Annotated in this window: 19 protein-coding genes; 5 read left to right on the top strand and 14 right to left on the bottom strand. The window is 71.3% G+C overall.

Annotated elements, in window-relative coordinates; translation table 11 throughout:
• Nucleotides 1-51 precede the first annotated feature (51 nt).
• Nucleotides 52-516 carry a VOC family protein gene (locus ACFY2A_RS05250; RefSeq protein ID WP_387168747.1) on the bottom strand — a complete coding sequence of 155 codons (465 nt, stop codon included), beginning with the start codon at nt 514-516 and terminating at the stop codon, nt 52-54.
• Between the two features lie 108 nt (nt 517-624).
• On the opposite strand from ACFY2A_RS05250, the gene ACFY2A_RS05245 reads away from it, so the two are divergent.
• A complete protein-coding gene (locus ACFY2A_RS05245; protein WP_387169477.1) occupies nt 625-1,587 on the top strand; it encodes a helix-turn-helix transcriptional regulator in 963 nt (320 codons plus the stop codon).
• Nucleotides 1,588-1,621: 34 nt separating this feature from the next.
• Here the strand turns inward: ACFY2A_RS05245 and ACFY2A_RS05240 are convergent, their stop codons facing one another.
• The 6 genes from ACFY2A_RS05240 to ACFY2A_RS05215 all read right to left on the bottom strand — a co-directional run bounded on the left by ACFY2A_RS05240 (nt 1,622) and on the right by ACFY2A_RS05215 (nt 7,677).
• Complete coding sequence (locus tag ACFY2A_RS05240; RefSeq protein WP_387168744.1) at nt 1,622-2,269, bottom strand: LysE family translocator; 648 nt, start codon at nt 2,267-2,269, stop codon at nt 1,622-1,624.
• Between the two features lie 153 nt (nt 2,270-2,422).
• Nucleotides 2,423-3,499: an AbfB domain-containing protein gene (locus ACFY2A_RS05235; RefSeq protein ID WP_387168742.1), complete on the bottom strand. Its 1,077-nt coding sequence runs from the start codon at nt 3,497-3,499 to the stop codon at nt 2,423-2,425.
• A gap of 45 nt (nt 3,500-3,544) precedes the next feature.
• Nucleotides 3,545-5,299, bottom strand: coding sequence for a SulP family inorganic anion transporter (locus tag ACFY2A_RS05230; protein ID WP_387168739.1), 1,755 nt, complete (start codon nt 5,297-5,299; stop codon nt 3,545-3,547).
• Nucleotides 5,296-5,634, bottom strand: coding sequence for a helix-turn-helix transcriptional regulator (locus tag ACFY2A_RS05225; RefSeq protein WP_093401775.1), 339 nt, complete (start codon nt 5,632-5,634; stop codon nt 5,296-5,298). The genes ACFY2A_RS05230 and ACFY2A_RS05225 overlap by 4 nt, the downstream gene beginning before the upstream one ends.
• A gap of 134 nt (nt 5,635-5,768) precedes the next feature.
• Nucleotides 5,769-6,563 (bottom strand): hypothetical protein, encoded by a 795-nt coding sequence (locus tag ACFY2A_RS05220; RefSeq protein WP_387168736.1) that lies wholly within the window; start codon nt 6,561-6,563, stop codon nt 5,769-5,771.
• Between the two features lie 85 nt (nt 6,564-6,648).
• Complete coding sequence (locus ACFY2A_RS05215) at nt 6,649-7,677, bottom strand: helix-turn-helix domain-containing protein (protein ID WP_387168733.1); 1,029 nt, start codon at nt 7,675-7,677, stop codon at nt 6,649-6,651.
• Nucleotides 7,678-7,819: 142 nt separating this feature from the next.
• Here ACFY2A_RS05215 and ACFY2A_RS05210 point away from each other — a divergent pair, with 142 nt between their 5' ends.
• The gene (locus ACFY2A_RS05210; RefSeq protein WP_363916834.1) at nt 7,820-8,278 is read left to right on the top strand and encodes a DUF2690 domain-containing protein; all 459 of its coding nucleotides are present in this window, start codon (nt 7,820-7,822) and stop codon (nt 8,276-8,278) included.
• 108 nt (nt 8,279-8,386) lie between these two features.
• Here ACFY2A_RS05210 and ACFY2A_RS05205 read toward each other — a convergent pair whose 3' ends face one another.
• From ACFY2A_RS05205 to ACFY2A_RS05185, 5 genes are all read right to left on the bottom strand, one after another.
• Nucleotides 8,387-10,459, bottom strand: coding sequence for a cellulase family glycosylhydrolase (locus tag ACFY2A_RS05205; protein WP_387168730.1), 2,073 nt, complete (start codon nt 10,457-10,459; stop codon nt 8,387-8,389).
• A gap of 49 nt (nt 10,460-10,508) precedes the next feature.
• Entirely contained in the window at nt 10,509-12,947 is a 2,439-nt protein-coding gene (locus ACFY2A_RS05200) for a glycoside hydrolase family 2 protein (protein ID WP_387169476.1), read from the bottom strand.
• Nucleotides 12,948-13,000: 53 nt separating this feature from the next.
• Nucleotides 13,001-13,912, bottom strand: coding sequence for a carbohydrate ABC transporter permease (locus tag ACFY2A_RS05195; protein WP_387168727.1), 912 nt, complete (start codon nt 13,910-13,912; stop codon nt 13,001-13,003).
• Nucleotides 13,913-13,934: 22 nt separating this feature from the next.
• On the bottom strand, nt 13,935-14,927 hold the full coding sequence (locus ACFY2A_RS05190) for a sugar ABC transporter permease (protein WP_363916828.1): 993 nt from the start codon (nt 14,925-14,927) through the stop codon (nt 13,935-13,937).
• Nucleotides 14,928-15,008: 81 nt separating this feature from the next.
• On the bottom strand, nt 15,009-16,169 hold the full coding sequence (locus ACFY2A_RS05185) for an extracellular solute-binding protein (protein ID WP_363916826.1): 1,161 nt from the start codon (nt 16,167-16,169) through the stop codon (nt 15,009-15,011).
• Between the two features lie 460 nt (nt 16,170-16,629).
• On the opposite strand from ACFY2A_RS05185, the gene ACFY2A_RS05180 reads away from it, so the two are divergent.
• Nucleotides 16,630-17,694 carry a LacI family DNA-binding transcriptional regulator gene (locus ACFY2A_RS05180; RefSeq protein ID WP_387168723.1) on the top strand — a complete coding sequence of 355 codons (1,065 nt, stop codon included), beginning with the start codon at nt 16,630-16,632 and terminating at the stop codon, nt 17,692-17,694.
• Nucleotides 17,695-17,713: 19 nt separating this feature from the next.
• On the opposite strand, the gene ACFY2A_RS05175 is transcribed toward ACFY2A_RS05180, so the two are convergent.
• Entirely contained in the window at nt 17,714-19,981 is a 2,268-nt protein-coding gene (locus ACFY2A_RS05175) for an EAL domain-containing protein (RefSeq protein WP_387168720.1), read from the bottom strand.
• 231 nt (nt 19,982-20,212) lie between these two features.
• Between ACFY2A_RS05175 and ACFY2A_RS05170 the strand changes: the two genes are divergently transcribed.
• On the top strand, nt 20,213-20,590 hold the full coding sequence (locus tag ACFY2A_RS05170; protein WP_387168717.1) for a PH domain-containing protein: 378 nt from the start codon (nt 20,213-20,215) through the stop codon (nt 20,588-20,590).
• Here the strand turns inward: ACFY2A_RS05170 and ACFY2A_RS05165 are convergent.
• Complete coding sequence (locus tag ACFY2A_RS05165) at nt 20,584-21,510, bottom strand: 2-hydroxyacid dehydrogenase (protein WP_387168714.1); 927 nt, start codon at nt 21,508-21,510, stop codon at nt 20,584-20,586. The genes ACFY2A_RS05170 and ACFY2A_RS05165 overlap by 7 nt on opposite strands.
• A 99-nt stretch (nt 21,511-21,609) precedes the next feature.
• Between ACFY2A_RS05165 and ACFY2A_RS05160 the strand changes: the two genes are divergently transcribed.
• A complete protein-coding gene (locus ACFY2A_RS05160; protein WP_387168711.1) occupies nt 21,610-22,773 on the top strand; it encodes a PQQ-dependent sugar dehydrogenase in 1,164 nt (387 codons plus the stop codon).
• Nucleotides 22,774-22,783: the final 10 nt, after the last annotated feature.

Raw genomic sequence — 22,783 nt, 5'->3', positions numbered from 1 at the left:
CGCACCCGGTCCGCGGGCTGGTGACATCCGGCCGGCAGGGCCAGCCTGGTGTCACCGCCCGACAGAGCCCTGTACGTACTCCATCGCCTTGGCGAACTCGGGGTCGTGCAGCCGCTGGTTCATCTGTTCCTCGGTGGGTTCTGCCACGCGCTGGTGGATCCACCACAGGTGGCCGAACGGGTCGCGGAAACGGCTGACCCGGTCGCCCCAGAACAGTTCGGTCGGCTCGGTGACAACGCTCGCGCCGCGTTCGACGGCTCGACGCAGTACCTCGGCGTCGTCGGCGACGTACAGACGCAGGAAGGCCGGGGTCGACGGCCAGTCCGGCCGGTCGAACATCATGACTACCGAGTCCCCGATGCGGACCTCGGCATGACCGATTACCCCACCCACTTCCAGGCGAGCCAACTCGGTGGCGTCGAAGACATCCACGACGAAGTCGATCAACTGTGCGGTGGTTCCTGGAGAGATCATCCACGGGGTCACGGTGTGGTAGCCGTCGGGCACGACCTGCATCGCTCATCTCCTCCTTCCGGTGCGCCGTCTGCGCACCGCCAGAGGCCACGCTAGAGCCGATACAGGTCGGATCCGGTCCTACATCGCGGACATCATGGGCGGGTGAACATGACCTCCGCCCGCCTGCTGCGCCTGCTCTCCCTGTTGCAGACGCCCCGGGAGTGGCCCGGCAGCGAACTCGCCGAACGGCTCCAGGTAACCCGACGCACGGTACGCCGCGACGTCGAGCGGCTGCGTGACCTCGGCTATCCGGTCCACGCCACGATGGGCACCTACGGCGGGTACCGGCTGGTGGCGGGCAAGGCGCTGCCGCCACTGCTGCTGGATGACGATGAGGCCGTGGCCATCGCCGTGGGTCTGCGTACGGCGGCGAGGCAGCCGGTCGCCGGCATCGCCGAGGCGTCGCTGCGGGCGCTGGCCAAGCTCCAGCAGGTGCTGCCACCACGGCTCGGCCGCCGCGTCAGCGCCTTCACCTCGGCCACCCTGCCGACGCCCGCGGCAGCGGCGGCCTCATTGGTCGACCCCACCCAACTGACCGTCCTCGCCGCCGCGTCCTCGGTCAACGAACGGGTCCGGTTCGATTATCGCGACCACCACGGCAGCGTCACCCGACGACTCGTCGAACCACACCGGCTGGTCGTGGTGGACCGACGCTGGTATCTACTCGCCTACGACGACGAACGCGCCGACTGGCGAACCTTCCGCATCGATCGCATCGACAACGCTCGGACGACCGGGACTCGGGTACCACCGCGCCAACCACCGGCCACCGACCCTGCGTCGTTCGTCACCACTCAGCTGCACAGCCTGGCTCCGACCTTCCGGGCGGTCGTGACGCTCGCCCTCCCGGCCCCGCAGGCAGCCACCCGGCTCGGCGACCACGTTGGCGAGCTGGAGCCCGTCGACGACGCGTCGTGCCGCTGGCACAGCCCGGAGGACACCATCGACTGGCTCGCCGTCCGGCTGACCCTGCTCAGCTGCGACTTCACCGTCCATGAGCCGGTAGAACTGGTCGACCACCTGCGTCTGCTCGGCGCCCGCCTCACCCGCGCCGCGGCGGCCGGCACCTGACGCATGGTCAGCGCCAGGCTCACCGGCGACAGGTTCAATCCTTGCGTCCGGTGACGGCCACGGTGACGCCGAGCCCGATCAGGGTGAGCCCACCGGCCCCGCCGATCAGGGAGAGTCGTCGGGGTGAGCGGGCGACCCATTGCCGGGCGGTGGCCGCGAGCAGCCCCCAGGTGCTGTCGGATACGACGGCGATGGCGTTGAAGACCAGACCGAGCACCAGCATCTGCACCGCGACACTTCCCTGACCACGGTCCACGAACTGCGGCAGCACGGCGGCGAAGAACACGATGGTCTTCGGGTTCGACACACCGACGGTGAACCCTTCCCAGAAGGTCCGCCGGCCGCTGCGCACCGTTTCGGTGGTGGTCACGGCACCCTGCAACGAATCACGTTCCTGCCACGCCTTGATCCCGAGATAGACCAGGTAGGCGGCGCCCGCCAGCTTGAGCACCGTGAAGACGACGATCGATCGTTCCACGACGGACCCGATCCCCAGGGCCACGGCCACGACGAGTACGGATGCGCCGAGCGTGTTCCCCACCACCGTGGTCAGTGCGACACGACGACCGTGCGCAAGCGCCCGCCCGATCACGAACAGCACGCTGGGCCCAGGGATCAGGATCAGCAGGAATGACATGGCCGCGAAGGCGAGCAGCCGATCGGGAGACACCATGACGGTCATGCAACCACGCGAATGGTTCGCACCTCCAGTAAGTATCCCAGTCAGCCCACGACAAGTGGGCAGTTGATTCCGGAACGGATCGCCGGGACGCTCCGACCGGACCGCTGCGAGCCGGCCAACTGGACCGGCCATTGGGCCGGGCTGCGGGGACGGCTACAGGGCGGGACGGATCCGGAAGGTGGCCGTCGAGGGTCCGGCACCTCCACCGATCGGGAAGATCCGCATCTGCTCGTGGCGGTCGTGGCTCAGGTACCGATCCGGGAAGTTGTGCGACCGTAGTGACGTGTGCCGGCCGCCGATGCCGGTGACCGGGCAGAACGTGGCGTCGGCGCGGAACAGGGCGCTGCCGTCGGCGCGGTGCAGGAATACCCGGAATTCCGAGTGTCGTAGGTAGTGGCCGGGGAAGTTGACCGACTCGAAGGAGACGCAGTTGTCGCTGGCGAGTCCGGAACGGACGATGAACGCGGCGTCGGCTCTCGTACCGGCGTTGCTCGCGCCATCCATCGGATCGACTCGGGCCTGGAAGTTGGCGTGCCGTACCCGGTGACCGGGTGCGCCGGCAGCTTCCAGACCGATCCGGGTGCCGGGAGCCAGCACCGGTCCAGCCGGTTTGGCAGGTGTTGCGGGGGCGCTCGGGGCCGGTGGTGGGTTCTTGGTGGCCGGGTTGGCCGGTGGGCGGCCGGGGCTGGTCGAGCCGGCGTCGTCCGCGTCGCTGCCGTCGGTGCGCGGGTTGAGGCCGGGGCGGACGACAGGGTCGGTGGTCGGGTTCTGCGAAGCGACCCCGTCGCCTTGGGAGCCGGTGCCGTCCGTGCCGGAGGGCCAGTCGTTGGCAGGGTCATTCGCCGCACCGTCGGGAAGGGGCATCCCGGCAACGAACTCGCTGCGGATCGGCTCCTGGGAAGTCCCGGCGCGCAGCGCTATCACCCCGACGACTGCGGTGACGACGACGAGGGCGACGCCGCCCAGCAACTGCGTACGCCGTGGGGCGACCCGTCCGATGATCTCACCCTGGTTGCCCGTGGTGGCGGATGGCGCTTCGTCGCGGCCACGGTGCGCGGGGGCGGGTTTCCCGGTTACCGGGTAAGCGTGGTTGGTCCGACCGGCGTACGCACCCGGCTGCGGGACGGTCGGCGCCGCGCTGCTGGTCGACGGTCGAGACGGTGGCCTGTCCGTCCCCGGAAGCCAGCCACCTATCCGCAGGTGTGACCGAGCGTTGCCGTTCTGGGACATGGTGCTCTCCTGCTTGTTCAGCGCACACGCCTGACCCGGACATGATCAAAGGACCGCAGCGGACACACTCTCACCTTCGCCGCATTGATGCCAGTACCGGTCACCGGCGGGGGCCAGCGCGAGATTCCTGGCGTACGCGATGGCGGCCGGTGTGTCGGGGAAGACCAGTCCGTCGCGGCGCAGCTGGTCGGCCACGCCGAGCGCGTCGAGCACCTGGTCGTGACCGGGCACGATGCCGGAGAGCAGCACGGTGATGCCGCGCCCCTGGAGTCGGCGGATGGCGTCGCCGAGCACGTGGGCGCCGGTGGCGTCGATGGTGGAGACCCGGGACATCCTCAGGATGACCACCCGTACGTCGGCAACGTCGGAGAGTCGGAGCAGGAAGGTGTGCGCGGCGGCGAAGAACAGCGGGCCGTCGAGTCGGTAGGCCACGATGTGCTCGGCGAGCAGGGCCTGCTCCTCGGCGGTGTGCTCGCCGGAGTCGAGCGGCACCTGTTCGAGTTTGGCGCTGCGGGCGATGGCGCGCAGCGCCACGACGACCGCGACCCCGACGCCGACGGCCACGGCGGTGACCAGGTCCCAGATGACAGTGACCGCGAAGGTCAGCACCAGCACGAGCGCGTCGCCCCGGGTGGATCGGGCCAGTGCCCGCAGCGACGCGGCCTCGACCATCCGTACGGTGGTGGCCAGCAGCACGCCGGCCAGGGCGGCGAGCGGGATGCGGCCCACCAGTGGAGCGGCGGCCAGCACGATGACGGCCAGCGCCACCGCGTGGGTCAGCGCCGCCAGTTTCGAGGCCGCTCCGGCCCGTACGTTGACGGCGGTCCGTGCGATGGCCGCGGTGGCCGGGATGCCGCCGAACAGCGGGGAGGCCAGGTTGGCCAGGCCCTGGCCGAAGAGTTCCCGGTCCGGATCGTGTCGCTGGCCGACGGTCATCCCGTCGGCGACGGTGGCCGAGAGCAGACTCTCCAACGCGGCCAGCGCCGCCACCGCGAACGCGGCGGGCAGCAGCACGCCCACCGCCGACAGGTCGAGAAAGTCCAGCGACGGTGCGGGCAACGCCTGCGGCAACGCGCCGATCCGGACCAGGTCGACCGGCACGAACTCGGCGAACAGCGTGGCGGCGGCCACCGCCAGCAGCGAGAAGGGCAACGCCGGACGCCACCGGGCACCGAGCAGCATCACCGCCGCGACACCGAGGGCCACCGCGACGGCGGCCGGCCGAGGGTGTACGACGAAACGGGTGACCGCGTCGGCCGCCACCGCCCACACCCGGTCGCCCTGCGCGTCGGTGACGCCGAGCGCGGCCGGCACCTGTTGCAGGGCGATGACCACGGCGATGCCGGCGGTGAAGCCCTCGATCACCGGCACCGGCAGGTAGCGGACGTAGCGACCGAGGCGGGCCAGGGCCAGGGCGATCAGGATCAGCCCGGCCAGCGCGCCGACCATCAGCACCCCGGTCGCCCCGAACTGCGCCACGACCGGCACCAGCACCACTGTCATCGCGCCGGTCGGGCCGGACACCTGGAGGTTCGAGCCGCCGAAGACGGCCGCCACCGCACCGGCGACCACGGCGGTGATCAGCCCGGCCTCCGCGCCGAGCCCGGAGGTGACCCCGAAGGCGAGTGCCAACGGCAACGCGACCACGGCGACGGTGAGCCCGGCGACCAGGTCACGGCGGGGTGAGCGGCGTACCGCCTGCCAGTCGGCGCGGCCCGGCAGCAGGTCGCGGACCCGGCCCCAGGCGGCGGACAGGGCGGGTCCGGCCGGGCTGGCCGGACCGGTGTCGGTGGCCGTCACCGGTCCGGTCCGCCAGCGCGCAACTCGTCGAGCAGCCCGTCCCGGTCGGTGAGCACCGCGCCGAGGATCCGCCGCCCGGCGGCCAGCAGGTCGGCCACGTCGGGCGTGCTCAGCGCGTACATCACCAGGGGGCCGTCCCGGTGCGACGTGACCATGCCGGCCCGGCGCAGCACGGCTAGCTGCTGGGAGAGGTTCGACGCCTCGACGTCGATGGCGGCCAGCAGGTCGCGCACCGGCCTGGGGCCGTCCTGGAGTAGTTCCAGGACCCGGATCCGGACCGGGTGCCCGAGGGTGCGGAACAGCTCCGCCTTCGCCTGGTACAGCGGCACCGACACGCCACGCTCCTCCCTCCGGGTGCCGCCATCCCGACAGCACCTTGACGACTTTAGCACTTGCGAAATTCTTCAACTCGGCAGGTCGGGAGCACCCGATGCGGCGAACCCCGGTCGGAGCCGCCGCACCTCACTGCCTACTCAAGGTCGCCGGTCGGCTCTTGCGCCGGCCCCCGCCAGGCAGACACCGTGACAGCCGAGAGCCACATTGCCAGAAATCCACCGAGGGCCAGCAGAACGAGAACCACCACCACCGCCCACATCCCGACGGCGTCGTCAAGGAAGTCAGGTCCCTCCGCCCGATCGGTGAAGAGCTTCGTGACCAGCACGAACAACCACGAGAGCAGATAGGCGATCGTCACGACCAGGGCGATCAGAGCGACGACCGCCCCCGTGACGATCGGCAGCGCGGCCGGCGGGACGGCCAGCCAGGAGAGATGACGGTCCTGCCGGGCGACGGCCAGCACGTAGGCGGCCACCAGCAGAAGAACACAGGTCATCGTGTACGAGCCGGTGAAGCGGTCCCATCGCAGGGGGTCGGCCGTGTCGGCTGCACCCACGGCCGCCGAGACTGCACACACGAACGCGAAGGTGGCGAACACCCATACTGCCTGAAGGGCCAGACCGACCAGGGTCGTCACGAAGGCCGCCACGATCCGGTGTCGAGGGTGCCGGCTCAGGTGTTGGAGGCTGATCCGGACCGCGGCCCGGATCGTCTCGCCCGCCTGCCGGGCACCGCGGTAGATGTCGAACCCGAATCTCAGCCAGAGCCCGACGAGAATCAACAGACCGACGAACCAGGCGATCACACTGCCGGGGCCGAAGACGGCGTCAACCACCGCTTGGAGCAGGTCCGACGGGGCCGGCGGCTCGGCCACGGCAAGCTCCGGGACGTCTGTCGGAGCCTTGGTCGACGCATCCGCCAGGGCCATGGCCGCTGCTCCTCTCGTGTTCGTCAAGGACGTCGGCCTGTTCGCCGCGACCTCGGTGAGAGCCGCGGTGAGCCGGGCGAGCGGTTCAGGGGATCGGTCTCACCTGGGTGGCGCCTCGCCAGCAGCCGGTGCGCGCCAGGGGCGAGGCCCAGCCCTGGCCGGAAAGCTGCACCTGGGCCCAGACGCAGGTCCGTGTGCTGGTCAGCAGGTTGCCGAAGGTGGAGATGCCGGCGTAATCCATCGCGAAGTCGGCCTGCCGGCCGGCATCGTCACCGTCGAACACGGTGAGCTGGATCCGGGCGGGCCGAGGCACCTCCACCGCTGCCGGCACCGGCACGAATCGCGGCCAACTCGCACCGCAGGACGGTGCGTAGCGCAACTCGACCGTGCCGATCACCCCTTCGTCGAGCAGGACGGCGGCGCTGTCCAGCGTGGTCACCTCGGCATCGGCGGCGCACCCGGCGTCCTTCGGGTCGGCACCGTCGCGGACGCCCACCGTCACGGTCGTCGGCTCCGCCGCAGGTGAGGTGGTGCTGCCCGCCTCCGGCTCGCCGACCCCTCCGGCGAGCCAGGGCACCGCGACGAGCCCGGCCAGCACCAGCGCCCCGGCGAGAACCGCGCGGGCGGTGCGCCCGACCGGTCGGGACGAAGCGGTGTCACCTGCCGGGGTGGGCGGATCAAGCGGTTCCTGACCGTCCTGCGCCGACGCGGCGGGCGGCGCGGCGACCGGACCCGCAGCCGCAGGCGTTGCCGCGCCGGAACCCGCAGCGGCCGGCGGCACGGTGGCAGGTCGTGTCTCGCTTCCGCCGTCGTGGTCGCCGGTCGGGTCGACGTGCCCCTGCTTGGCCGTGACGTGCCCGGCGACGACGCGCCACCGCTCGGTCCACTCCGCCTCGTCGCCGCCGAGCGCCCGCACGTACGCCAGCGTCGTGTCCAGCGTGGGCAGCCTCCGGCCGCCGGCCGCCTCGGACAGCGAACTCGCGGACCGGTGGGCCCGCCGGGCGAGGGCCTGATAGGTCGGGCGGCCCGCCTTGTCACGAAGGGTCCTCAGGTCGGCGGCGAACGCCTGAAGCGGGTCGGCGGTGGGGTCCAGGGGGCGTTCCGCCCGGGCCATGGGCCGCTCCTCGAATTGATTGACCACAACCGGGATTCATTGTCCGACGCGACACAGCGTAGAGATCAGTGTCGACGGACGGTAGAGATGAGGAGCCGATTCCCCGGGGCCGACACAGCCCCATCAGAGGTCAGGAGAGACAATGATCCGGAACGCCCGGCGGTTGGCCGCCGCTGCCGCAGGCGCCCTCATCACGGCCAGCCTCCTGGTCGCGACGCCCGCCAGTGCCGCCACCTGTAGCGGCCACGGCTGCGACGGCACCGATCCGATCGACACCGGGTGCTCCGCCAACGCCCGCAACGCCACGACCTACCCGAAGTACATCATGCAGGGCTCGACCACCCTCGCCGTCGTGGAGCTGCGCTGGAGCGAGACCTGCCAGACCAACTGGGGTCGGATCTCCAACCGGGTCAGCCCGCACAACACCGTCCAGGTCCGGGTGTACCGGTCGAACCCGCACGGCAACACCAGTTGGTACGGCGGTACGGGCACCCAGTACTACGGCGACCAGCTCTACGGCCAGAACATGACGGTCTGCGCGGTCGGCAAGGTGACCACCGCCTCCGGCACGACGTACACAAGCGACCCGCTCTGCGCCTGACACCTGCCGCCACCGGCCCTGCGGTGCGAGCAGGACCGGCAGGTAGGGGCTACCGGGCCGGCGCGTCGTGGGACCACGCGCCGGCCCGGCACCGCTCCCCGACGCGGCCTACTCAGCGCGCAGGTGGTCCAGGTCGTGGACTCCTGGGCTGACCCAGATCAGGATGCCGCGGACGTCGGCGAGGGCCGAGGCGTCGCAGGACATCTGGGTCAGCAGATCGATCTCCACGGTGGTGGTGGTGCCCTCGCCCACCCAGCCGAACGCCGACTGGCACCAGGCCCAACCTTCGCCGGTCTGCACCGCGATCGAGGTGGAGGTGCCCGCCGAGGCCGAGGTACGCAGGTCGTAGCGGAGCACGCCCTTGGTCGACAGGTCCACCGGCTCGGGCAGGGTCACCCCGAACCAGCCGCCGCCGGTCGCACTGACCCGCAGGCCGTACGCGCCAGCCGTGGCGAAGGCGTCGGACTGTGCCAGGGTGCCGGCGTCGGGCTGCCAGTCGCCGGGCGCCCAGCCCTCCAGGCCGCTCTCCCAGGAGGCCAGCACGATCGGGTCACCGGGTGCCGGCTTGACGGTGACGGTCAACTCGGCCAGGTTGGACCGCCGACCGGCGGTGTCCTGGACCGTGTACGAGGCGACGGCGCGGCCCTGGAACCCGTCGGTCGGGGTGAACTCGACAGACCCGTCGACGCCCAGCGCGAACGCGCCACCGGAGACGGACACCGTGCGCTGCTGTCCGCGTACGCCCGGATCGAGATCGACTGTGGACGGCCGGATCGCTGCCGCGTACGCGATGTCGTTGCTTGTCGGGTTGAGGGTGACGGGTGTGCCGGCCTCGGTGACAGCGGTGTCGTGGTCGGCGACCGGCGGGCGCGGGCGGAAGCCGCGCCTGATCGTCTCGCCCGCGTTGCTCAGGGTGGTGCAGACCGGGCTCGGGCAGTAGACGGTGTAGCCGTCGTAGTCCGGGTAGAGCGTGCCGTCGTCCTGGATGCCGGAGAGGATCCAGTGCATCAGGCCGGTGCCGCCGGTGCGGATGAACGTGTCGGCCCAGCGCTTGTAGACCGGGTTGCGGGTGGCCTTGTCGTGCCAGCCGAACTCGCCGAGCACCGCCGGCTTGCCGATCCGCTTCGCCTCCCGGTTGTGCCGCTCGATCCAGCGCACACTCCAGTCGGCGTCGGTGCCCCAGTGGTCCGGGTACAGGTGGTAGCCGAGCACGTCGACGGCGGGCAGCCGGCTCAGCGCGACCGAGTCGACGCCCTCACCGCAGTTGACAGTCCAGTGCCCGGCGTCCGGACCGTCACAGAAGAAGCCCTCGTCGCCGACGCCGACCAGGTGCCGACGGTCGACCGACTTGATGTGTCGGCTCATCTCGTCGGCCCAGGCGGTGATGGTGGCGGTGGAGCACTGCGGCGACGCCGGGTAGACCCCGGAGCCCTTGCAGCGCGGCTCGTTCGCCAGCTCCCAGATCATGATTGTCGGATCGTCCTTGTACGCCACCCCGGTCAGCGGGTTGACCCGGTTGAGCAGGTGTGACACCCAGTCGCGGTACCAGCCACGGATCACCGGGTCGATGTAGAAGTCGTCGTGATGCTCCGCGCCGCGCCAGCGCACGTACTGGTCGATGCCGCCGAAGTCACGCCAGTTGTTCGTCAGCGGGATGACCACGCGGATGCCGGCCTGGCGGGCCGCGTAGAGCACGTAGTCGAGGCGCTGGAGGCCGTCGGGGCCGTCGTTGAACGCGGGCTTCTCGCCGTCCCAGTACTGGAACCACACGCCGTCGGCGGGGCCGTGCACCGAGTCGGAGCCGCCCGGGGTGCCGATGTCGAGGAAACCCCAGTGCCGCAGCACGGTGAACCCGGCGGCCTTCGCGTCGGCGAACACGTCGTCGACCATCGTCCGGGACTTGTACATCAGGTAGTAGTTGTTCGTCCCGGCGAACCGGAACGGCCTGCCGTCGACGAACAGCCGGTCGCCCTTGCGGACCACGAACCCCTGGTGCCGGCCGCCGGCAACCTCGGCGCCCGCCGGCAGCGTCGGGGCTGCGGCAGTCGCCGGGGGTGCGGCATTCGCCGGGGGTGCGGCATCGGCCGGTGCCCGCGGGGTCGCGGCCACGGCCGGCCCGGCGTTCGCCGTGGCCAGCAGGCCAGCCACGGCCAGCAGTACGCCGGCCAGTCTCTTCCTCATCGGCTTCCCCTTCGGTTGGTGGTGGTGTCCGTCAGGAAGGGGCCTTCCGCTACCGGAGGCGTGCGAAGGGGGCCCTTCCTGGCAGGTCGTTGACGCAGCGCAGCACCGGGCGGGTGGTGAGGGCGGTGGGGTCGATGGGTGCCGCCGACCGCACGGTGAACGTCGCCGACTCACCCGGGAGCAGGGTCACCAGCGCCGGGTCGACCTCGGCGGACGGGTCGAGGCGGTCCGGGAACAGGGTCACGTCGCGCAGGATCGTGCGGGCGGTGACACGTACCTGCTGGCCGCCGTCGGTCGGCTGCACCGTCGCGTCGAAGGCCGCCGCCGGCCATCGGACGTCGCGGTCCTCGGCGAAGAACCACCACGCCCGGTCGGCCGGGTCGCCGGTGTCGGCGACCAGCAGTTCGTCCCGGGCGTCGTCGGGCCGGGCCAGCTCCGCCGCCAGTGCCAGGGTCACCGTGTCGTACGCGGGCACCGCCAGCTCCAGGGTGGACTTCGCCTTCGGTTCCCCGGCCAGGGTGAGCCGGGTGACCGTGATCGACGCCTGCCACGGCAGCCCGCCGTCGTTCACCGCGACCAGGGCCAGTCCACCGTCGCGCGGCTGTACGGTGAGCAGCCGGTCGGCGTAGGCGCGGCGTAGCGCGTACCAGAGTGGTTTGCGGCGGCCGTCGCCGTCGATGGCGGCCCACGAGGTGACCGGCCAGCAGTCGTTGAGCTGCCAGACGATGGTGCCCATGCACCGACCCCGGTGGGAGCGGAAGTGTTCCACCCCGAGGGCGATGGCCCGGGCCTGGTTGAGCTGGGTCAGCCAGTGCCAGTCGTCGAAGTCGCGCGGCTCGGGCAGGTGCGCGTCCAGCCCTCGGCGCAGCTTCCGGTCACCGTCGGCCGCCTTCTGGTGGTGTGCCATGCCGGGCGAATCGTGGGCGAGAGGCTCGTCGGAGAGGGCCCGGCGCAGCGTCGCGTACGCGGGTGGTCCCTGGTAGCCGAACTCGGCGACGAACCGGGGCAGGTACTCCCGGTACTTCACGTAGTCGTCGGTGTTCCACACGTCCCAGATGTGCGTGGTGCCGTACGCCGGGTCGTTGGGGTGGATCTCCTCGCTGCCCGACCAGGGGCTGCCCGGCCAGTACGGGCGGGTCGGGTCCAGCTCGGCGACGATGCGGGGCAGCACGTCCAGGTAGTAGCCACGCCCCCAACTGCGCCCGGCCAGCGGTTCCTGCCAGTCCCAGTCGTGCCAGCCCCAGATGTTCTCGTTGTTGCCGGTCCACAACACCAGCGAGGGGTGCGATGCGAGGCGGGTCACCTGTTCGGTGGCCTCGGCGGCCACCTCGGTGGCGAACGGCTCCTCCTCCGGGTACGCGGCGCAGGCGAAGAGGAAGTCCTGCTGGACCAGCAGTCCACGTTCGTCGGCCAGGTCGTAGAAGTCCGCCGACTCGTACCGGCCGCCGCCCCAGATCCGCAGCAGGTTGACGTTGGCCGCCTCGGCCTGGTCGAAGCGGTGGGCCAGGCGCTGGCGGGTGACCCGGTTGGGGAAGACGTCGTCGGGGATCCAGTTGACGCCCCGGACGAAGACCGGCACCTCGTTGACGTACAGCGTGAACGGGGCACCGTGCTCGTCGGGGGTGGTGTCCAGGCGTACCGACCGGAAGCCGATCCGGCGGTGCCATTCGTCGAGCGGGCCGCCGTCGGAATCGTGCAGGGTGACCGTCAGCTCGTGGCGGCGGGCCGCCCCGTAGCCCCGGGGCCACCAGAGTTCCGGGCGGTGGACGGTGAGAGCCAGCACCGCGGAGCGTTGCCCCGCCGGGACTGTCACCTCGGCCCGCTGACCCGCCACCTGCGCCCGCACGGTGAGCGGCCGGTCGACGGCCCGTTCCACGTCGACGTGCACCTCCACCCGGCCGGTGTCACCGTCGACTGTGACAAGTGGGCGTACCGCCGCCAGGCGGGCGACCGACCAGCCGTGCAGGGCGATCTCCTGCCAGATGCCGGCGGTGACCAGCGTCGGTCCCCAGTCCCAGCCGAAGTTGCAGGCCATCTTGCGGATGAACTGGAACGGCTCCGGGTACGCGTTGGGTCGGTCGCCGAGCCGGTCACGCTGGGCCTCGGCGTACCGGTAGGCGGAGTCGAAGCGTACGACCAGGTGGTTGTCCTCGGCGCGGAGCAGCGACCCGATGTCGAAGCGGTGACCTCGGTGCATGTTCTCGGTACGGCCGACCTCGACGTCGTTGAGCGTGATCGTGGCGACCGTGTCCAGGCCGGCGCAGACCAGGTCGAGGCGGCCGTGCACGCCGACCGGCCGGTCGAAGGTGGTCTCGTACGCCCAGTCGGTGCGGCCGATCCAGGCCAGCGCGGTTTCGTTGTCGTCGAGGTACGGGTCGGGGATCAGCCCGGCGTCCAGCAGGTCGGTGTGCACACAGCCCGGCAGGGTGGCCGGCACCGTCGCCCCGTCGACCTCGGGTGGCACCTGCTGGCCGGGCACCGCCCGCATGGTCCACCCGTCGTGCAGTGCCAGCCGGATCGGACCGGTCCCCCGCGCGTCGCTCAAGATTTCACCGCGCCTTCCATGATTCCCCGGACGATCTGCCGACCGCCGATGACGAGCATGATCAACAATGGGACGGTGGCCACGAACGCACCGGCCAGCACCCGTCGGTAGATGACGTAGTTGCCGCTGGCCAGGTCGGAGATGGCCACCATCGAGGTGGGATAGTCGGTGCCGTTGAGGGTGATCAGGGGCCACTGGAAGTCGTTCCAGGTGGCCACGAAGGTGAGCAGGCCGAGCACCGCCAGCGCCGGCCGCACCGCCGGCAACACGATGTTCCAGTAGACCCGCATGGTGGTGGCGCCGTCCACCCGGGCCGACTCGACCAACTCGTCCGGCACCGTGTTGACGATGAACTGCCGCATGTAGAACACCCCGAAGGCGGTGACCAGACCGGGCACGATCACCGCCAGCAGGGTGCCGTTCCAGCCCAGCTTGCCCATCACGATGTAGAGCGCGACCACGCCGAGCTGGTTCGGCACGGTCAGGGTGAGGATCACGAACAGCATCAGCGGCTTGCTGCCCCGGAACCGCAGCTTGGCGAAGGCGAAGCCGGCCAACGAGCAGAAGAACAGCACCGACGCGGTGACCACGGTCGAGACGATCACGCTGTTCACCAGCGAGGCGGCGAAGTACACATCCTGGAGAGAGAAGACCTCGTCCAGGTTGACCAGGAACCGGTCCCCCGGGATCACCACCGGCGGCAGTTGGGAGGTCGCCTCGTCGGTGCTGGTGGAGATGACGAACATCCAGTACAGCGGGAACGCCGCGAACAGTGTGCTCAGGGCCAGAAGCAGGTAGGTCCAGAAGCCGGCCGGGGTGTCCTGCGGAGCCCGGCCCAGCAGCACGGCCCGCCGGCGTCCGCCGCGCGGTGCCGGCGTCGCCTGCCGGGGTTGCTCCAGAAGGCTCATCCCGCCACCTCGCTTCGCTCGCTCATTTGCGTCCCCCCGAGATGCGGTTGGTCAACAGCGTGTTCAGGGCCGCGACCACGAGGATGATCAGGAACAGTGCCCAGGACATCGCGGCGGCGTAGCCGAGGTTGAGGTCCTTCCAGCCGACCTTGTAGATCAGCTGCGCGACGGTCTGCCACTCGCCGCCGGCGCCACCGGTGGCGGCCTGCGCGTTGAGGTCGAACAGCATCGGTTCGGTGAACAGTTGCAGCCCGCCGATTGTGGACAGCACCACGGTGAAGATGACCACCGGCCGGATCATCGGCACGGTGATCCGCCAGAGCTGACGCCACGGGCCGGCACCGTCGAGCGCCGACGCCTCGTACACGTCGCGCGGGATGGACTGCATCGCCGCCAGGTAGAGCAGCGCGTTGTAGCCGATCCACTTCCAGTTGACCATCGTGGCGATGGCGATCCAGGAGTGCAGTTTGTCGGCCCGCCAGTCGATCGGGTTCTCGGTGCCGATGCCGATCAGGCCCAGTGCCCAGTTCGCCATGCCGAGGTCACGGGCGAAGAAGACGTTGAAGACAAGCGTGGAGGCGGTGATCGGGGTGATGTAGGGCAGCAGCGCGCCGACCCGCCACCAGGTCTGGGCTCGTAGCCGGCGGTTGAGCAGCGACGCGATGATCAGCGCGAGCAGCAGTTGCGGGACGGTGGAGAGCAGGAAGATGCCGAAGGTGTTGTAGAGGGCGTTGCCGAAGTCGCCGTCGGTGAACAGTCGGCTGAAGTTCTCGACGCCGGCCCAGCCGGTCAGCTCCGGGTCGTCCAGACGCCAGTGGCGCAGCGCCACCACGCCGTTGAAGATCATCGGGAAGAGCCCGAAGACGAGGAAGAGCAGGAAGAACGGCGCGATCATCAGGTACGGCACGTACCGCATGTCGAAGCGGTGCAGCCGGTCACGCCAGGTCATCGACCGGCCGGGAATGGGTCGCGGGCGCCGGGTGGCCGGTTCGGGGGCCGCGCGCGTGGTGGGCATGGGCACTCCAGGGGCGACGGGGAATTCGGACCGGAACCGAGGTGGCGCGGGCGACCACGCGCCCGCACCACCTCGATGGCGTTACCTGCTGGCCTTCTCGGCTTCCTTGATCGCCTCGGCCCAGGCGGCGTCCGACGTGAGCGTGCCGTTCTGCACCCGGTTGATGACGTTCTCCACGGCGACCCGGGTAGGGCCGTTCTTCTTGCCCAGGTACTGCGGCGTCAGGCCCTCCGCCATCCTGGGGAAGATCTGGCCGACCGGCGCGGAGTTGAAGAACTCGTTCTTGAAGTCGGCGATCGCGGGGTCGGCGTAGAGCGCCGGCTGCGACGGCAGGTTGCCGACCGTCTTGAAGACCTCGATCTGCTGCTCCGGCTGGATCAACCACTCCACGAACTTGTACGCCTCGTCGACGTTCCTGCCCTGCTTGGGGATGGTCAGGAAGGAACCACCCCAGTTGCCGCCACCGCCGGGCACCGCGGCGATGTCCCACTTGCCCTTGGTGCCGGGGGCGGTGTTCTGGATGTGCCCGAGCATCCAGGCCGGGCAGGCCAGTACGGCGAAGGAGCCGCTGGTGAAGCCCTTGTCCCAGTCGGCCTGGAAGCTGGTGAGGTTTGCTGACAGACCGGCGTCGGCGGCCCGGACCGCGTAGTCGAAGGCGACCTTGGGGCCGCCCTCCATCCGCAGTTGCTCGTTCTCGTCGTAGAAGCCGACCTGCTGCTGTCCGAGGATCGGGTTGAACAGGTTCGTCGCGTTGTCGAGGAACTTCTTCTTGGTCTTGGCGGTGTACTGCTGGCCGACCTCCAGGAACCTGTCCCAGGTGGGCCAGAGGGCGGAGACCTGGTCCCGCTCGGTGGGCAGGCCGGCGGCCTCGAACAGATCGGTGCGGTAGCACATGGCCAGACCACCGACGTCGGTGCCGAGACCGATCTGGGTGGCACCGTCGGCCGACAGGGACTGCTTCCACTTCCACGGCAGGTAGTTGGTCTCGTACTTGCCGGCACCGGAGTCGAGCAGGTTTACGAACTTGTCGGCCTGGCTGCGGAACTGGACCATGAAGCCTTCGTCGATGGCCGCGATGTCGGGCGCGCCCGAGCCGGCGATCAGCTTCTTCTGCAGGTCCTCGTGCTGGGCGTTGTACTCGCCCGAGTTGAGGGCGATCTTGACGTTCTGGTTCTCCGCCTCGTACTTCGCCTTCAGGTCGGTGAGCCCGAAGTCGCCCCAGAAATTGATCGTCAGCGTCACCGCGCCACCGCTGTCGCCGCCGCCCTGGGTGCTGCGCCCGCTGCACGCGACGACCAGAGAGCCAACCGTCAGACCTACGGCTGCGACCCGCAGCCACCGAGGCGTAGACCGTCTCATGACCCATCCTCCGAGACCATTGGAAACGCTCCAGAGATCGAGGAACGTTGACTGAACCGGATAAGTGAGGCCACCGTACGGGGGTGGTCTCAGCGTGTCAACGACGGGTTAACACCGCGCCCGAGCCGTAACCTCGCGCCCGCTCGGATGCGTGAAATCGCCTGACATTAAGCAGTTCTGCGCACCGGTACGGGTGAGTCCGACCGCGACGAGGCACGGCAGCGGCAAGCCGATCCAGTAGACTGAACCGCACAAGTTCGGGTTCCGGTCGGCGGCGAGCCGCCCCGTACCGCCGCCACGGGCAGGCGGACGGGTAGCGTGTCCCACGCCGCCCGCGCCATCGATGCGGCCGGCAGGACGAGCTGGTTCAGGAGGACGTACGCCGGTGAAGCGCCCCACGATCGCGGACGTCGCCCGGCGGGCGGGAGTCTCCAAGGGCGCGGTCTCGTACGCGCTGAACGGCCAGCCGGGCGTCTCCGAGGCGACCCGGCAGCGCATTCTCGCCATCGCCGCCGAGATCGGGTTCAGCCCGAGCAGCGCCGCCCGGGCCCTGTCCGGCGCGACCGCCCGCGCCATCGGCCTGATCCTCGCCCGACCGGCCCGCACCCTCGGCATCGAGCCCTTCTTCATGGAGCTGATCAGCGGCGTCGAGGCGGAATTGTCCGCCCGGTCGTACGCGCTGACCCTCCAGGTGGTGGCCGACCAGAGCGCCGAGATCGCGGTCTACCGGCGCTGGTGGGGCGAGCGGCGGGTCGACGGCGTGCTGGTCTGCGACCTGCGGACCGACGACGGGCGGGTGCCGGTGCTTGAGGAACTGGGCCTGCCGGCCGTGGTGATCGGCGGTCCCGCCGGCACCGGCGGGTTGCCAAGTGTCTGGTCGAACGACGCGGCGGCGTTGGTGGAGACGGTGGAGTACCTCTACGCCCTGGGTCACCGGCGGATCGCCCGGGTCGGCGGCCTGCCCGAGCTACAGCACACCGCGATCCGCACCCAGGCGTTCACCGAGGTGTGCGGGCGTCTCGGCCTCGCCGACGCGGTCACCGCCTCCTCCGACTACACCGGCGAGGAGGGCGCGCGGGCCACCCGGCGGCTGCTCAGCTCCCGGGTCCGCCCGACCGCGGTGATCTACGACAACGACGTGATGGCGATCGCCGGGCTGTCGGTCGCCCAGGAGATGGGGCTCGCGGTTCCCGCCGACCTGTCCATCGTGGCCTGGGACGACTCCCCGCTGTGCCGGCTGGTGCATCCGCCGCTCACCGCACTGGGTCGGGACATCCCGGCGTACGGGGCGCACGCGGCGCGCCAGTTGCTACAGCTGATCGAGGGAGCCCCGACGGTCGGGCTGGAGGACGAGGCCCCGCACCTGACCCCACGCGGCAGCACCGGCCCTGCCCCCGCCAGCAGGTGAAACGGTTAAGCCGCACCGGTCAGCGCGACGTCGAGGGGAACTCCTCGAAGTACGCCTCGACCCGCTCGGCGGTCGCCGGCCGGGCCAGCTCGAAGCCCTGGCCGTACCGGCAGCCGGCCCGATGCGCCCCCTCGACCTGGTGAGCCGATTCCAGCTCCTCGGCCACCACCTCAAGGCCCAACCGCTCGGCCACGGTGACCACCACGTCCAACAGAGGCCGGTGCGGGTCACCGCCTGCCGTGGCCACCTCTGGCCCGACCTTGAGCAGGTCGATCGGTAGCCGCCGGAGCTGAGCGAGAGAGGCGTGCTCGGCCCGGAAATCGTCCAACGCGGTGCGGATGCCCATCGAGCGGAGGCCGGCCAGCCGGGCCACCACCGTCGGCAACTCGGCGGCCACCTTCGGCTCGGCGACCTCGATCACCAACTGGTCGGGCCCCACCCCGTACGCCTCCAGCACCGCTGCCGTCCGGGGCACGAAGTCCGGTGAGATGAGTTCCCGGGTGGTCACGTTGACCGCCATCCACAGCCGTCGGCCGCCCACGGTCCAGTCGGCCAACTGTCGACAGGCCCGGTCCAGCACCCACACGCCCAGCTCGCCCATGATGTCGAGATCCTCGGCCACCGGGAGCAACTCCGCCGGGAACACGGTGCCCAGTACCGGGTTGCGCCACCGCAGCAGCGCCTCCGTACCGACCGGAGCCCGATCGGCCAGGCCGAGCACCGGCTGGTAGACCAGGTCCAACTCGCCCCGGGCAACCGCGCCGGGCAGCTCCCGCTCCAGGTCCAGCCGACGGACCAGTTGCTCCTCCAGGTAGGCGTCGTACCACTCGACCCGCTCCCGGCCGAGCTGGGCCGCGCGCCGACGGGCCAGGTCCGCCTGGCGGAGCAGATCCTCCGGCCGGCTCCGGCCCAGCTCGGCCAGCCCGACGCTGGGGCGCGACCGCAACACCGCCCCGGAAACCTCGTAGGGCCGGCTCAGCGCGGTGAGCAGCCGGGTACCCAGCGCGTACGCCAGCACCGGCCCGGACCCGCTTACCACCGCGAGGCCGCTACCGGCCAGGTCGAACACCTCGTCCTCGTCGGCCGCCACGGCTCGGGCCCGACGGACGGCCTCGGCGGTTACGTCGTCGCGCACCAGCCGGCCGGGCAACTCGGTGAGGTGCAGGTCGACCACGAGCAGAGCGCCGCAGACCGGCTCGGGGCGGGCCGCCAGCGCCCGTAGCAGGGCGACGCGACCGGCCGGGCCGCCCGGCCCGGCGGGTGTCGGTGCCGTCGAGGGTGCCGGGGCGATGGCCGCCGACTCCTCCGGCGGCGTCGGGGCGGCGACACCGAACAGCTCGCGCGCCACCAGCGGCGGAACCACGGCGAGCGCGAGCAGCACCGCCGTACGGTCGGGTAGGAGGCCGGCCTGCAACTGGTGGACGACGGCGAGCACCACGACGACCGGTGGGAGCACCGCCCGTGGCCAGACCAGGGCGGTCCGCCGGGCGGGCGCGGCCTGCGCAACCTGTCGGACCCCGGCGGCGACCAGCAGCACGCCGACCACCAGTGGCGGCACGGCCAGCAGCGCCGCACGGCCGGCGGCGGGACCGGCCGGCAGCGCGGCCAGCAGCACCAGGGCGAGCAGAGTCAACCCGGCACCGCCACGGCAGCGGGCGGCGCCGCCGTCACGGCCGGCCCCGGTCAGCACGGCCAACGCGTCGACGGCCAGCAGCCCCAGGGCCACCGCGACCGCCAGCCGCACCGGGGCCGGCACACCGGCGTACGGCAGCAGCAGCCAGGCGGCGAGCACCAGGCAGACACCGGGCACGGCCTGGTCGAGTTGGCGACGCAGCCGGCCACGGACCGACGGACGGGACCGATGCAGGCTGAACAGCCCACCGCCGAGCAGTGCGGTGGTGCCGGCGAGCCCGGCCGTGGCGGCCGCCGGGCGGTATCCGGCGGAGGCCAGCGGCAGCACCGCCGCGGTCAGGCCGGCGGTCACCACCGCGGCGTGCAGCAGGGCGGCCGCCCGACGCGGACGCGCCGCCCGACGGCGGGCCAGCCGTCCGGCAGCTGGGCCGCCGGCCAGCGCCTCGGGGGCGAGGGTCAGCCGGGACAGCCGTACCCCGGCCAGTGTGGACGCGGCTGCACCGGCGAGCGCCACCACGGCGAGGGCGGGCACCGGACCGGCGGCACCGAGGGCGATCAGCACGGCGGCGACCGCGAACACGCAGATCTCCGGCAGGAGCGGACGGTGTGCGCCGGCCCGCAACGGGGCGGCACGGAACACAGACGTGACGGGCACGACGGTCGCCTTCGTGAGGGGGCACGGGGGCGGTACGCGGACGACGGACATGGTCCACCGCCCACCATCGATGAACGAGTCGCTCGGCGGGAAGTGACGGCCAATCGACAGTGAGTCATCTCACGGCAACTGAGTGTCGAGACGTACGACCCACGCTTCAACCCGGCGGTCGTGCCGCTCGCGACCTCGACCCACCGCCGGCCGTCTCCGCCCGGGTGGGATCATCTGGTCATGCCTCGCACCGACACCGCACGATTCCGGCACAACCAGGCCATCCTGGTCGGGGCGATCGTCGCCACCATCGGCGCCCTGCCACTGGCCAGCTCCCGCACCTATCTGCTGCCGGTGCTGCTCGTGCCGCTGGCGGTGGCCGTCTGGGCCTGGCGGGCCGGCACCGACGCCGACGTGCGTGGGTTACGGGTACGGGCGCTCGCCGGAGAGCGCCGGATCCCCTGGGACCAGGTGGTCGAGTTGGCGGCCGACCCGCGCGGGCGGGCGGTGGCCCAACTCGACGACGGCCGGTGGTTCGTGCTCCCGGCCGTGCGTGGTGAGGACCTGCCGAGGCTGGTGGCAGCGGCCGGACGCAACCTCACCGGATCGGATCAGTAGCCGTCCACCACCACGTTGCGCGGCGGCTCACCGGCCACGAACCGTCGGATCTGCTGACCGACCAGGCGGTACGCCCTGGGCAGCAGACCCCGCACCGAACCGGCGACGTGCGGAGTGATCAGCACGTTCGGCATCTCCCAGAGCGGATGGTCGGCGGGCAGCGGCTCGGGATCGGTCACGTCCAGCGCGGCGGAGATCCGTCCGGTGGCCAGCTCGGCCACCAGGGCGTCGGTCCGGGCCACCGGGCCCCGGGCGGCGTTCACCAGCAGGGCACCGTCCCGCATCGCGGCGAGGAACGTCTCGTCGACCAGCCCCCGGGTCTGCTCGGTCAGCGGCACCAGCAGCACCACGACGTCCGCCTGCGGCAGTAGTCGCGGCAGCTCGTCGACCCCGTGCACCCCCTGCTCGGGCCGGGCGGTCCGGGCCACCATCACGAACTCCACCTCGAACGGCGTCAGTCGCTCCCGTAGCGCGGTACCGATCGACCCCGCACCGACGATCAGCACCCGTTTGCCGGTCAGCTCGTCGGTGGGGGCCACCTCGTCGTACGCCCACCGTCGCCGGGCCTGTGCCCGGGCCATCGCCGGGAAGGCACGCAACTGGGACAGGATCGCGGCGACCACCCATTCGGCGGTGGACGGGTCGTGCACCCCACGGGCGTCGCAGAGCGTGACACCGGCCGGTACCCGACCCGCCCAGGCGTCCGCGCCGGCCGAGAGCAACTGCACCACCGCCAGGTCGGGCAACTCGTGCAGGAGGGCCACGGCTTCCTCGCCGGCCAGGAAGGGCGGTACCCAGAACCGGACGCCGGCCATCGGCGAGGGCAGCGTCGCCGGATCCTCCATCGTCTCGACGGTGACCTCCGGCGGCAGCTCGCCGAGCGGGGCGTGGCCGGCCTGGTGCGGGATCCATACCTTCACCCGGCCGACGATAGGCGTCGGCGCGGCCCGACCAGCCAATGGGGGGCGGCACCGCCTCGCCTTCCACGGGCCCGGCCCCGGCGGGCTACTCTGGGGCGGGTGAGCGCTCCCCCGTACCTCCGCGCCCGTCAGGTCCGTGCCGCCCTCGTGGCGTCCTGCGCGACGCTGCTGCTCGTTGCCAGTGGTTGCAGCCTCGGGGACCCGGAACCCGACCCGGCCGGCGAGCCACCGAACCTGCCCAGCCCGACGGTCACCGCGGGCAACGGCGACCAGGAGGTTGTCGCCACCGTGCTCGCCCAGGGGCTGCGGGTGCCGTGGGGGATCGCCTTCCTACCCGACGGTGGCGCCCTGGTCACCGAGCGCGACAGTGGCCGCATCGTCCAGGTCGGGCCGGAGTCGACCGCCGACGGTCTGAAGATCACCGAGGTGCAGACCATCGACGATGTGGTCGCCTCGGGTGAGGGTGGCCTGCTGGGCATCGCGGTCTCTCCGGAGTTCGCCCAGGACCGGACGGTCTTCGTCTACTACACCGCCGAACGGGACAACCGCGTGGCCCGGCTGCGACTCGGTGAGAAGCCGACCCCGATCCTCACCGGCATCCCCAAGGCGGGCATCCACAACGGCGGCGGCCTGGCCTTCGGTCCCGACGGGCAGCTCTACGCCAGCACCGGCGACGCCGGGGACACCGATCAGTCGCAGGACGTCGAGCAGCTCGGCGGCAAGATCCTGCGGATCACGCCGGACGGGAAGCCGGCTCCCGGCAATCCCTTCCCGGACTCCCCGGTCTGGTCCCTGGGCCACCGCAACGTGCAGGGCATCGCCTGGTCCGGCGACCGGATGTACGCCGTCGAGTTCGGCCAGAACACCTGGGACGAGATCAACCAGATCACCAAGGGCAAGAACTACGGCTGGCCCGAGGTCGAGGGACGCGGCGACGACGAGCGGTACGTCGACCCGATCGTGCAGTGGTCGACCGACGAGGCGTCCTGCTCCGGCCTGGCCGCGGTGGAACGGATGCTCGCCACCGCGTGCCTGCGCGGTCAACGGCTCTGGCTGGTCGAGCTGACCGAGACCGGCACGGTCCTCGGCCAGCCGCAGGCCCTGCTGACCGAGCGGTACGGTCGACTGCGCGGGATCGCCGCCGCGCCGGACGGTTCGCTCTGGGTCGGCACCTCCAACCACGACGGGCGGGGCCGGCCGGCGCCCGAGGACGACCGACTGCTGCGCCTCGTCTTCGCCGGTGGCGGTGCCGGGCGCAGCTAAGCAGGTCGCC

The organism is Micromonospora sp. NPDC000442 (assembly GCF_042898635.1).
Classification (GTDB): domain Bacteria; phylum Actinomycetota; class Actinomycetes; order Mycobacteriales; family Micromonosporaceae; genus Micromonospora.
Note: the sequence above shows the minus strand (reverse complement) of the source record. Positions and strands in the feature narration are given on the sequence as shown.

What these genes read in the sequence shown, in the direction of transcription:
- ACFY2A_RS05250 (WP_387168747.1), bottom strand. Translation starts at nt 516, where the DNA reads ATGCAGGTCGTGCCCGACGGCTACCACACCGTGACCCCGTGGATGATC.
- ACFY2A_RS05245 (WP_387169477.1), top strand. Translation starts at nt 625, where the DNA reads ATGACCTCCGCCCGCCTGCTGCGCCTGCTCTCCCTGTTGCAGACGCCC.
- ACFY2A_RS05240 (WP_387168744.1), bottom strand. Translation starts at nt 2,269, where the DNA reads ATGACCGTCATGGTGTCTCCCGATCGGCTGCTCGCCTTCGCGGCCATG.
- ACFY2A_RS05235 (WP_387168742.1), bottom strand. Translation starts at nt 3,499, where the DNA reads ATGTCCCAGAACGGCAACGCTCGGTCACACCTGCGGATAGGTGGCTGG.
- ACFY2A_RS05220 (WP_387168736.1), bottom strand. Translation starts at nt 6,563, where the DNA reads ATGGCCCTGGCGGATGCGTCGACCAAGGCTCCGACAGACGTCCCGGAG.
- ACFY2A_RS05215 (WP_387168733.1), bottom strand. Translation starts at nt 7,677, where the DNA reads ATGGCCCGGGCGGAACGCCCCCTGGACCCCACCGCCGACCCGCTTCAG.
- ACFY2A_RS05210 (WP_363916834.1), top strand. Translation starts at nt 7,820, where the DNA reads ATGATCCGGAACGCCCGGCGGTTGGCCGCCGCTGCCGCAGGCGCCCTC.
- ACFY2A_RS05205 (WP_387168730.1), bottom strand. Translation starts at nt 10,459, where the DNA reads ATGAGGAAGAGACTGGCCGGCGTACTGCTGGCCGTGGCTGGCCTGCTG.
- ACFY2A_RS05200 (WP_387169476.1), bottom strand. Translation starts at nt 12,947, where the DNA reads ATGCGGGCGGTGCCCGGCCAGCAGGTGCCACCCGAGGTCGACGGGGCG.
- ACFY2A_RS05195 (WP_387168727.1), bottom strand. Translation starts at nt 13,912, where the DNA reads ATGAGCCTTCTGGAGCAACCCCGGCAGGCGACGCCGGCACCGCGCGGC.
- ACFY2A_RS05190 (WP_363916828.1), bottom strand. Translation starts at nt 14,927, where the DNA reads ATGCCCACCACGCGCGCGGCCCCCGAACCGGCCACCCGGCGCCCGCGA.
- ACFY2A_RS05180 (WP_387168723.1), top strand. Translation starts at nt 16,630, where the DNA reads ATGCGGCCGGCAGGACGAGCTGGTTCAGGAGGACGTACGCCGGTGAAG.
- ACFY2A_RS05170 (WP_387168717.1), top strand. Translation starts at nt 20,213, where the DNA reads ATGCCTCGCACCGACACCGCACGATTCCGGCACAACCAGGCCATCCTG.